General features: G+C 43.2%; 13 protein-coding genes and 4 pseudogenes. 16 read left to right on the top strand and 1 reads right to left on the bottom strand.

What is annotated here, in order from left to right:
* The 15 genes and pseudogenes from EKL29_RS23460 to cdiI form a co-directional block, all read left to right on the top strand.
* Positions 1 to 1,176 (top strand): VENN motif pre-toxin domain-containing protein (locus EKL29_RS23460; RefSeq protein ID WP_311779072.1); only part of this gene is annotated, 1,176 nt, incomplete at its 5' end.
* Complete coding sequence (locus EKL29_RS22660) at positions 1,163 to 1,717, top strand: hypothetical protein (RefSeq protein ID WP_126690814.1); 555 nt, start codon at positions 1,163 to 1,165, stop codon at positions 1,715 to 1,717. The genes EKL29_RS23460 and EKL29_RS22660, both read left to right, overlap by 14 nt.
* A 377-nt stretch (positions 1,718 to 2,094) precedes the next feature.
* Positions 2,095 to 2,459 (top strand): annotated as a pseudogene (locus EKL29_RS23610) (hypothetical protein); the annotation flags it as partial.
* Between the two features lie 4 nt (positions 2,460 to 2,463).
* Entirely contained in the window at positions 2,464 to 2,844 is a 381-nt protein-coding gene (locus EKL29_RS22670) for a hypothetical protein (RefSeq protein WP_126690815.1), read from the top strand.
* 187 nt (positions 2,845 to 3,031) lie between these two features.
* Positions 3,032 to 3,172: a hypothetical protein gene (locus tag EKL29_RS23465; RefSeq protein WP_311779078.1), complete on the top strand. Its 141-nt coding sequence runs from the start codon at positions 3,032 to 3,034 to the stop codon at positions 3,170 to 3,172.
* Positions 3,169 to 3,381, top strand: a complete 213-nt coding sequence (locus EKL29_RS23470) for a hypothetical protein (RefSeq protein WP_311779074.1) — start codon at positions 3,169 to 3,171, stop codon at positions 3,379 to 3,381. Before EKL29_RS23465 ends, EKL29_RS23470 begins: the two co-directional genes overlap by 4 nt.
* 11 nt (positions 3,382 to 3,392) lie before the next feature.
* Entirely contained in the window at positions 3,393 to 3,665 is a 273-nt protein-coding gene (locus EKL29_RS23475) for a hypothetical protein (protein ID WP_311779075.1), read from the top strand.
* 78 nt (positions 3,666 to 3,743) lie between these two features.
* Positions 3,744 to 3,974 (top strand): hypothetical protein, encoded by a 231-nt coding sequence (locus tag EKL29_RS22685; RefSeq protein WP_126690816.1) that lies wholly within the window; start codon positions 3,744 to 3,746, stop codon positions 3,972 to 3,974.
* 696 nt (positions 3,975 to 4,670) lie between these two features.
* Positions 4,671 to 4,901 (top strand): hypothetical protein, encoded by a 231-nt coding sequence (locus EKL29_RS22695; RefSeq protein ID WP_126690817.1) that lies wholly within the window; start codon positions 4,671 to 4,673, stop codon positions 4,899 to 4,901.
* A 241-nt stretch (positions 4,902 to 5,142) separates the two neighbouring features.
* Positions 5,143 to 5,418 (top strand): DUF6966 domain-containing protein, encoded by a 276-nt coding sequence (locus EKL29_RS22700; protein ID WP_126690818.1) that lies wholly within the window; start codon positions 5,143 to 5,145, stop codon positions 5,416 to 5,418.
* Positions 5,419 to 5,669: 251 nt separating this feature from the next.
* Positions 5,670 to 6,149, top strand: a complete 480-nt coding sequence (locus EKL29_RS22705; protein ID WP_311779076.1) for a hypothetical protein — start codon at positions 5,670 to 5,672, stop codon at positions 6,147 to 6,149.
* A 56-nt stretch (positions 6,150 to 6,205) separates the two neighbouring features.
* A pseudogene (locus EKL29_RS23480) lies at positions 6,206 to 7,300 on the top strand (polymorphic toxin type 50 domain-containing protein); the annotation flags it as partial.
* Positions 7,301 to 7,308: 8 nt separating this feature from the next.
* The gene (locus EKL29_RS22720) at positions 7,309 to 7,614 is read left to right on the top strand and encodes a hypothetical protein (protein WP_126690820.1); all 306 of its coding nucleotides are present in this window, start codon (positions 7,309 to 7,311) and stop codon (positions 7,612 to 7,614) included.
* A 109-nt stretch (positions 7,615 to 7,723) separates the two neighbouring features.
* Positions 7,724 to 7,945 (top strand): CdiA family toxin C-terminal domain-containing protein, encoded by a 222-nt coding sequence (locus EKL29_RS22725; protein WP_311779077.1) that lies wholly within the window; start codon positions 7,724 to 7,726, stop codon positions 7,943 to 7,945.
* A gap of 9 nt (positions 7,946 to 7,954) precedes the next feature.
* Entirely contained in the window at positions 7,955 to 8,356 is a 402-nt protein-coding gene (cdiI, locus tag EKL29_RS22730) for a ribonuclease toxin immunity protein CdiI (protein ID WP_126690822.1), read from the top strand.
* Between the two features lie 8 nt (positions 8,357 to 8,364).
* On the opposite strand, the pseudogene EKL29_RS23485 reads toward cdiI, so the two are convergent.
* Positions 8,365 to 8,463 (bottom strand): annotated as a pseudogene (locus tag EKL29_RS23485) (type I toxin-antitoxin system SymE family toxin); the annotation flags it as partial.
* 46 nt (positions 8,464 to 8,509) lie between these two features.
* Here EKL29_RS23485 and EKL29_RS22740 point away from each other — a divergent pair.
* A pseudogene (locus EKL29_RS22740) lies at positions 8,510 to 8,683 on the top strand (filamentous hemagglutinin); the annotation flags it as partial.

Raw genomic sequence — 8,683 nt, forward strand, 5'->3', positions numbered from 1 at the left:
CACGCCATGACCACCACGAAGGACGCGAACGGCCATGACGTGGTGAACGTCCAGGCGAACCTGATGGCCCACGCGGTAGTAGGCGCGGTGACGGCCTACGCGGCGGGCAACAGCGCGGTCGCGGGCGCGTCTGGCGCGGCGATGGGCGAATATATCGCGCAGCAGATGTATCCGGGGGTGAAGCGCGAGGACCTGACGGAGGAGCAGCGTCAGACGATAAGCACGCTGGGGACGCTGGCGGCCGGGCTGGCGGGCGGGGTGATCGGGGACAGTACGGCGGGTGCGGTGGCGGGCGCGCAGGCCGGTAAGAATGCGGTTGAGAATAATGCACTTAATGCTCAGGATGATAAAAAGCGGCAGGATGCGAAATGGTCACTGCCTTATCTGGAAGGCGAGAAGAAACAGCAGGCAGAGAAACTCATCAATGACCTTAACGCTAAAGATAAGGCGTTTGATATTGCAATAGATGCGGCCTGCCAGAATTTGTCTTCAGAGCAGTGTAGGGGGTTGCGCCAGGATCTGGCAGGAATGGCGAAGAGCTATGACGAGCTACTCGACGGCGATTATATTGCCAAAATGCGCAGCGTGTATAAGGACGGTGCGAGCCAAGTAGACGATTTGATGTGGAAGTACGCGACGGCGGATGCGATAGCGCAGCGTGATGCCAATATACAACTGCTCGCGACCACACATGACATCAGCCCAGAGGCAGCTAAAGTTCTTTACTACACAATGGCTGGAATACATACCGCTGCATCGATTGGTGGTGCGATGTATGGAATGAAAGGCCCAAGTACGGTAACTGTTTATCGTGTGGAAGGTGCACCAAACACTCGCCTTTTAATTGGAGACAATGGGCAGGTTACTATCACTGGCAGCACTACGCTATATTTAAATTTTGGTGATAAAGCCAGAGCTTTGGATTTTTTTGAAAAGCGCAGCATTCAGAATATGGATAATGCAACGATCAAAACTTTTGAAGTGCCAAACTCTGTTTTGGACGATTTGAGAAAAACGGCCGTAAAAGAGAGTGTTGCTCGATTACCTGAGAATAAAGGAAAACCTATTATTGCTGATCCAACGAAAGCTAAAGATCAGTATGGAATAAGGCCTGGAAAGCTGAAAGAATTGCAAGGTAAAATTATTTTGGGGACGGGAAAAGATGCAAGCAAATGATGAAATATTACGGCAAATTTTGTTGGAAAGGGAGAGGTTAAAAACATCTCCTCCGGCTATGGCTAAGGCATCGGGATTCGGTATCGCCAGGTTCGTAGTATCATGTAATGATGCATCTTTAGTTTTGGCTCTGGCGAAAGAGGTTATGATCATTGTAAATAATTACTCGACGCAAGAATGGCCTTCTCTTGAAAAGTGGGTAAGTATGCTTCCATTTCAATTTGTCAATGGTTTTTCACCAGAGTTAACTGAAGCCGAAAGGGAAAAGCAAGTTCAAAACTGGGATGCTCTGACTTATGAGGAAAAGCTTACCGAAGCATCTCATGATGATCAGTGGACTTTATCATCATGGTTATCTTGGCTGGAACCAGAGGAGCGAGAGTGGTTTTGGTGGGATGCTACTTTATTCGATGTTCCGTTAAATAATAGCCATTTTTTAATTGAAGTAACTACTTTGGACTCAACGTTTATGTCGGGAGCTTTAAAGAAACTGTTTAAAGCCTGCGGAGCTTCTGAGGTTGTGTCTGAAGATGATTTGTAGTTGAGAATAACTCGTTGAGTGATGACAGAGCCCGCGAAACAGCTAAACAGGTTGCCGAATCCCTAAAAAATCAGGTCAGGGAAAAGCTGGGTAATGGCACAACTTCTGCCATCGCTAACAGCCTTATAAATGCCCTTGCAGATAGCGGCGATGCAGCATTAGGTGGAGTGGATTATGCTGCTGATGCAGCAATGGCGCTGGCATCGTGTGCGGTCGGAGACAGCTACTGTGGAACGGCGCTGAATGACCTGTCCGGGAAGAATCAGGCGGTGGCGGACAGCGTTAAGGCGCTGATGAGCAGCGATACCGGGTCTGCGGTGAAAGACACGGTTGTGCAGGCGTCTGAAGGAAATCAGCTTGCTCTGGAAGCTACAGGTGGAATGCTCGCAGGAATTATATTGCCAGGCAAGCGAGTACCTGGAGTGGGAAACCGTATTGAAATAGTGCTTAAAGCTGAAAAGATCTGGGAAGATGCTAGAAATAAAGCCATAAATATAGTTGATGATTTAGCTGCTGATTCAAAGCCTGTTATTGGCCGATTAGAAGTCAGTGCTAGTAATGGAAAGGTTATTGGTCGGCAATCCAATGATGGCGTGTGGATTATGATCCAGAGAAAGGCACTCATATAAATATATGGGATTACTCTAAAGGTAAAGGTCCTGAAAAGGCAGTAAAAAACGTTATACCTTTTGAGGGTAATGAAAAAACTTTTGAAACTATATTGAAACAGCTAAGCAGGTAGACGTATGACGTTGTTTGAGGAATGCAAAGAAGCGTTGCTTGTTAATTTTAGCATAGTTACTGGTGATGCAGAAAAAAAAGCAATAGATATACTTTATGGTTATCCTGTTACTGCGGAAGGGGTTTTGTGGAAAGACATTAAATATAATGATTATGATAATTTAAACGATGTCTTAAGCGCAAATTTGCTAAAAAAAATTGGTGTATTTGTCTTAGCAGATGATGCAGATATTCCATTATTCAGAACAAACATTCAGCTGATAGCTGAAAACGTATACGACGTTATAGCATTGTCACCGAAATTATTTATTTACAACGATGAAATCATAATTCAGCCATTATTCCCATCAGAAATATTTCGCGTTGGACTAAAACCTAAAAAATAAATCTGATTGCTCATACGGTGGTCAGTGCAGTAACCGCTTACGCGGCGGGTAACAGCGTGGACGAGGGTGCCTCAGGCGCTGCGATAGGTGAATATATTGCGCAGCAGATGTATCCGGGGGTGAAACGCGAGGACCTGACGGAAGATCAGCTCAGACGATAAGCACGCTGGGGACGCTGGCGGCAGGGCTGGCAGGCGGAGTAGCCGGAGACAGCACGGCATGTGTAGTGGCTGGTAAAGGGGGTTCTGTCAGGGTTTATGCGACTTGGACTATTTTACCTGATGGCTCAAAGCGGTTATCAACTGTACAGACCGGAGCATTCAAATGACGATGAATTTAAATCAACCAGAGCTCAAAGAGCTACTTAATGGACTAAGCAGTTATCTAGCGAATGGTTGTGTTAACGAACTTTCGCCTGAAGATCCTGCAAAAGATGCGTTTGATTATCTCAATACTCTTTACTTGAATAATCAGCGCGAAGGGCTTGTTTTTTGTAGGTTAATATTAGAGTCAAAAAATCAATATAATGAATTTTGAGGGAAACTTGTTTGTCATATCTACTTTTGTCAGAGACTGATGGGCAATATTCTTTTTCATTTTTACTTGAAAATAGTGATTCTTTATCAGTTCCATTACTACAAGAGGCATTATTTTATTTTTATTGTGCAAAAAATGAGACAGACCCTTATCCTATACCAGATGGGTTATTTAAAAAGCTAATTGAAAAATATGAAGAAGTGAAAGATGAGCCTGATGCGAGTTTTTATCATCTTCATGAAGTATACAATGACTTTGTAAAAACTTACTCATTAGATTTCTAATAAACCCCGGCCATCTTAGCGATTCTCTTGTTTCAGGCTTTGTGCTGAATTTTTTATAGAGAAAAAGGAAACTAATAAATGACAAAGAGTCTTATAAGGTTAATTAAGGTTTTTTTGCTACTATTATTAGCTATGATTTTTATAGTTGCCGTTTTCTTCTTCCTTTTTGAAGGGCTGAATTATTTAACTGTAGGTGTCTTTTGTTTTGATAAGCTATGGCGTGGCTTAAAAGGTGCTATGTTTGGTGCTATTCCTGCAAGTCTTATTTTATGGTTTTTTTATTACCTTTTACCTTTGTTTAAGAAGTGATCTGTTTTAATTAAAATAGATCCTGGCTATAACAGAGTAGAAAGATTTTATCTGTCCTTACTAAACAGCCCGTCCTGTACGGGCTGTTGTTAAAATCTACTGAAAACGCTGTTATATACGATATCCGCTATTCCTTAAGGATAATATCGCTACAGGCGACCGTATCATAGCTGTAGTTATAGACCAAAATTCATGGCCTACCTTGGTTATGGGAGGCAAGGCAATAATGACCAGTGCTGTTAATAATACTAAAGAGCAGCATATTGCGGTAGCGTGAGGCGGGGTCAGGGTCAGGTGCAGGTATCCAATACAGAACAACGGGCGAAGTAAAATTATCAGACATGATTGGTTCAAGTCTAAGTGGTGCCATCACGGTAGGTAAAGGTTATAACCCCACAATGATGTAGAATGCAGCGGGGGGGATTATCATACTGAAATCAGCAGTGAGGATCCCTTTATTGCGGCGCTGCTGAGCAAGGCCGGTGCATCGGCTGGATATGCGGCAGGTAACATTAACAAAGTGCCAATGGATAAAACAATGTAACCCTGTATCGAAACAATATGAATAAGTGCCGACAGGCATATGGAAAATAAATAAACCAGTAACGCAAAGTTGATTACCATCAGTAATAAGAAATGATTTTGTTTCAGGCGCAACCGGAAATTATTTGAATAATACCATATTTAGAGGTAAAAATGAATAAAAATAAAAAACGCAAATCCATAGGGGTGTTATTTGTTTTGTGCTTTTATTCATGTATAGCTTTGTTTTTTATTGGGGCGTTTTCTTATCTTTTGCGAGGTTGGTTACTTTGGGATTTTGATAAGCCATTCCCTTTTGGAAAGGATGAGATTGCTACAGTATTAAAAATTGGTTTACTGGGTATTCCGACAGGATTTGTGTTTTGGTTTTTTAATATCCGTTAGGACTGTAATTATTTACGGCCTTAGCAAATGTGGTGAAGACTCTGACAAATGAACAGCAGAGCAGAGCAGAGGCGATGGAGATGTGTCAGACCGAAAAGACATTAAGATTTCTGTATGGGAAAGAGGTCATATAAGCGAAGTGGGCTCTTAAATGGTTTTATGTAGGTGGAACACAGAAAATAGTTGGGCCTAAGAATTAGGCTATAAAAGGTGCTGAATTTATTGAGATTAAGTCTTTAAAATGAGTAGACAGAAAAATAAATTGGTTAAAGAAAAAATGGAGCGTATGGCTGCTCTTCTGGCATTAGGTGGCTATACAGACTGGTCTTCCAGCATTTTCGATTTGGCTAATAATTATGAAAGTCACCTCGATGTCACTAAATATTCTCTGTTAAGCCTTTATGGTGGAATGGGATCTTTGAATGATCTTGTACTGTACAGGGATGGAAAAGTTTTAATTCATGAAAATGAAGAATTAGATCAATTAAGGAGTGACTTATTCGATCTTCTTTCTTAAGCCTGCATCCCAGTCCTTAATGGATGGGATTTTTATTCGTTGCTCAAGTAGCCCACTTCTTCGGCTTCGGCATAACATGGCTCACGTCTAGACTGGCATTCGGATAGCCACAGAGCTAGCGACAGCCCGGCGACGAAGGCGGCGATTAGAATATCTTTCGGCTTGCAAAATGAAGATTATTAAAATTTATTACAGAAATCCTGATGCAGCTGGAGTAACTGCATGGCCGGTAGCAACGGAAGGGAGAACTAATGCTGAGTGATCAGGTTAATTTTTGGTGGAATGAAAAAATCAATCTTTTTGTTCCCATTGGTGGAAGTATACGCAATAAATGTGATGGTAAGGTGTCAGGGTATGGAGCACGTGAAATCGCAGGGTGGTTATCTAATGATATTCAGTACGGAATACACTCTGTTGATATTTGGGTGAGGGATTTAACAGATCTGTCTTCAGGGAAAAGTAATGATGGAAACTTTGGTATAGGTAATGCTCATTGGGTAATGGTGACTCAAGATAGAGTTTTTATAGGGTGTGAATATGTAGAAGAGCAACAGGTTCTTTTAACTATTGAACAAACATTATATGTGCTTGAGCAATACCGTTCCTTTCTGGAAGGTTCCTATACTAAACAGCATCCACCGGAACCAATTGGTATAGAATTTTTGGCTGAAGGACGAGAAGCTGTCACGCAGTACGAGTCTCTAGAAGGAGCATATTTATTACCTTATTAGCAAAATAATACCAATTCTGGAGGCTTAAGCTTTTGTTTGGTATTTAGACGGCGGCGGCAGCGCCTTACCTGGCGGAAATCATTCACAACATGACCATCACAAAGGACGCGAACGGCCATGACGTGGTGAATGTGGAAGCGAACCTGATGGCCCACGCGGTAGTGGGCGCGGTGACGGCCTACGCGGCGGGCAACAGCGCGGTCACGGGTGCTTCAGGCGCGGCGATAGGCGAGTATATCGCGCAGCAGATGTATCCGGGGGTTGACCGCAAGGATTTATCGGAAGAGCAGCGTCAGACGATAAGCACGCTGGGGACGCTGGCAGGCGGGGTGGCCGGGGACAGTACGGCAGGTGCGCAGGCAGGTAAAAACTCGGTTGAGAATAACTGGCTGAGTAGCAAACAGATAGATGCCTGGTCGGCTGAAATGAAGTCCTGTCAGTCTGGCGGCGGCGACTGTAGCGGAATACTCACAAAGTATGAAGAACTGAGTACCGCCTAGCAAAAACAGTTAATCAGTGACTGTGCGACAAGTCCGGCCAACTGTCAGCAGAAATACGGTGATGTGCTGGCCGACAGCATGGCAGTGAAGCAGGCGCTGGATCGTGCGATGGGCGAAGATATCCCATTCAAGATGGTCTATGATTTGACGGCAACCTGGGCACATCAGATGGATGCAGACGGGATCGTTGCCAGCAATAAAGTGTCTGAGCAGATCATGGCAAAATATGGCCTTGATCAGACTCAGGCCGATATTATTGCGGGCGTGGCGTTAAGTGCTCTGGGTGGGGTGAGTAAAGCTGGAAAAGGTTCTGGGACTTCAGCAAGCAGTGTGGCTAAACCTTCAATTAATCAAGGTCAGCAGAATAAACACGTACCAGGAACTAATGAATACAAGATAGCTTCTGAAGCTGGATTAAATAAAAGTGTGCTCACAGTTCAACCTGATTCATTGCTTTCAAAATTAGGAACAGGTCAACAGGTTGGTAATGCGGCTATTGGAACACCAGGTTCTAAGGAAAGAATTAATTATGGTAAAGTGATTGGGAACTATATAGATCCTCAAACTGGTGTGTCCACACCGACTACCAATGGTATCGTCCATTATGGCAAAAATGGTGTTCATATTGTTCCTGCAAGACCATCGGAGTAAACAGTACCATGAAAAAATCAACTGATTTTAATAACTATTTCAAGCTATCCATACAAAGGGCTTTACTTGGTAATGTCACTAATAACATGCGGGCAATAATGGCAGAGCTGAGTGAGAATTATATTAAGCTATTTTTTTATTATGATGGTGAAGTACACGAAGATGATGAAGAGATCGTCTCTGAAATAGAGGCTGAAGTAATGGCTGATTTTGATGAGCATTGTAATTTTGATGTGAGTATAATACGTCTTGATTATCCAAGTCCGATAAAGAATGGTAATGGATTCTGCGTATACCTAAGAAAAGAATGTTAATTAAAATCCCGGTCACCGTGCCGGGATATTTACGTTAAAACCAGCTATTTAATATGCTAAAATAGAGTATCAAATACCTGCTAAAGATCGTGAGGGTAATATAGTTGGTTTGAAAAATAATGGTACTGAACCATTCAAAAAGACTATTTATGATCCCAATGTTTTCTCTGATGAGAAAATGTTGCAATTAGGTCAGGAAGCTGCCGCTAAAGACTACAAAGCAGCCATAGCCAAAGGGCAGCAATCTTATGATGCTACAGCTGGCGGTGTTACATTCCACGTATATATAAATAAAGATACCGGTTTGGTGAAGAACTTCCATCCAAAGTAGAGGTTATGGATGAATAAAAAGTCATTTGGTCAGCCATATCATGATGATGACCCTGTATGGGTCATCAAGGCATACTTCGATCGAATGTATAACGATGAGGATTTTTTAAGGGCTATCGAATTATTAACGATTAAAGGTGCATTAAATAAAGATGGTGCATATTGCTATTTTCCAGATATGAATAGCTATGATGAAAAGGATCATTTCGAAGGTGTTGAATTTGCCTACGGTTATCCACCGGAAGAAGATGATACTGTAATTGTCAGTGAAGAAAGTTGTTATCAGTATGTCCGCTTAGCCTGCGAAAAATATCCTCAGCTACATCCCGAAGAAACGGATAAGGTTAACGAATTGCTGGCAAAACAGCGACTTAAAAAAGCATATCCCGGTCTTCTAGCCGGGATATTTTAACCCGCCGATCAACTCTCAGTCAGCCGGATGATTAACTGTCTCGGCCCGGTGATCACCTCGATCTTCTGCGCGGTCGTAAATCCCAGTACTTCTAGCCAGAGGCCTTGAGTATTCAGGTATGGCATCCGAAACCTGAGGAGACGGACCTAGGACGTGAGCGGGCTGAGCCGGGACGTTGAGCACGCGAACCAGACGCTCTCCCCGATATTCGACAAGGAAAAAGAGCAAAACCGGCTGCAGGAGGCGCAGTTGATAGGGGAGATTGGGAACCAGGCGGCGGATATTGTCAGAACCCAGGGGCAGATAGCGGCGACAAAAGCTGCGAAT

Origin of the sequence: Pantoea sp. YU22 (genome assembly GCF_003970755.1) — a bacterium.
Lineage (GTDB): Bacteria > Pseudomonadota > Gammaproteobacteria > Enterobacterales > Enterobacteriaceae > Pantoea > Pantoea piersonii.

What these genes read in the sequence shown, in the direction of transcription:
- EKL29_RS22660 (WP_126690814.1), top strand. Translation starts at nt 1,163, where the DNA reads ATGCAAGCAAATGATGAAATATTACGGCAAATTTTGTTGGAAAGGGAG.
- EKL29_RS22670 (WP_126690815.1), top strand. Translation starts at nt 2,464, where the DNA reads ATGACGTTGTTTGAGGAATGCAAAGAAGCGTTGCTTGTTAATTTTAGC.
- EKL29_RS23470 (WP_311779074.1), top strand. Translation starts at nt 3,169, where the DNA reads ATGACGATGAATTTAAATCAACCAGAGCTCAAAGAGCTACTTAATGGA.
- EKL29_RS22685 (WP_126690816.1), top strand. Translation starts at nt 3,744, where the DNA reads ATGACAAAGAGTCTTATAAGGTTAATTAAGGTTTTTTTGCTACTATTA.
- EKL29_RS22695 (WP_126690817.1), top strand. Translation starts at nt 4,671, where the DNA reads ATGAATAAAAATAAAAAACGCAAATCCATAGGGGTGTTATTTGTTTTG.
- EKL29_RS22700 (WP_126690818.1), top strand. Translation starts at nt 5,143, where the DNA reads ATGAGTAGACAGAAAAATAAATTGGTTAAAGAAAAAATGGAGCGTATG.
- EKL29_RS22705 (WP_311779076.1), top strand. Translation starts at nt 5,670, where the DNA reads ATGCTGAGTGATCAGGTTAATTTTTGGTGGAATGAAAAAATCAATCTT.
- EKL29_RS22720 (WP_126690820.1), top strand. Translation starts at nt 7,309, where the DNA reads ATGAAAAAATCAACTGATTTTAATAACTATTTCAAGCTATCCATACAA.
- cdiI (WP_126690822.1), top strand. Translation starts at nt 7,955, where the DNA reads ATGAATAAAAAGTCATTTGGTCAGCCATATCATGATGATGACCCTGTA.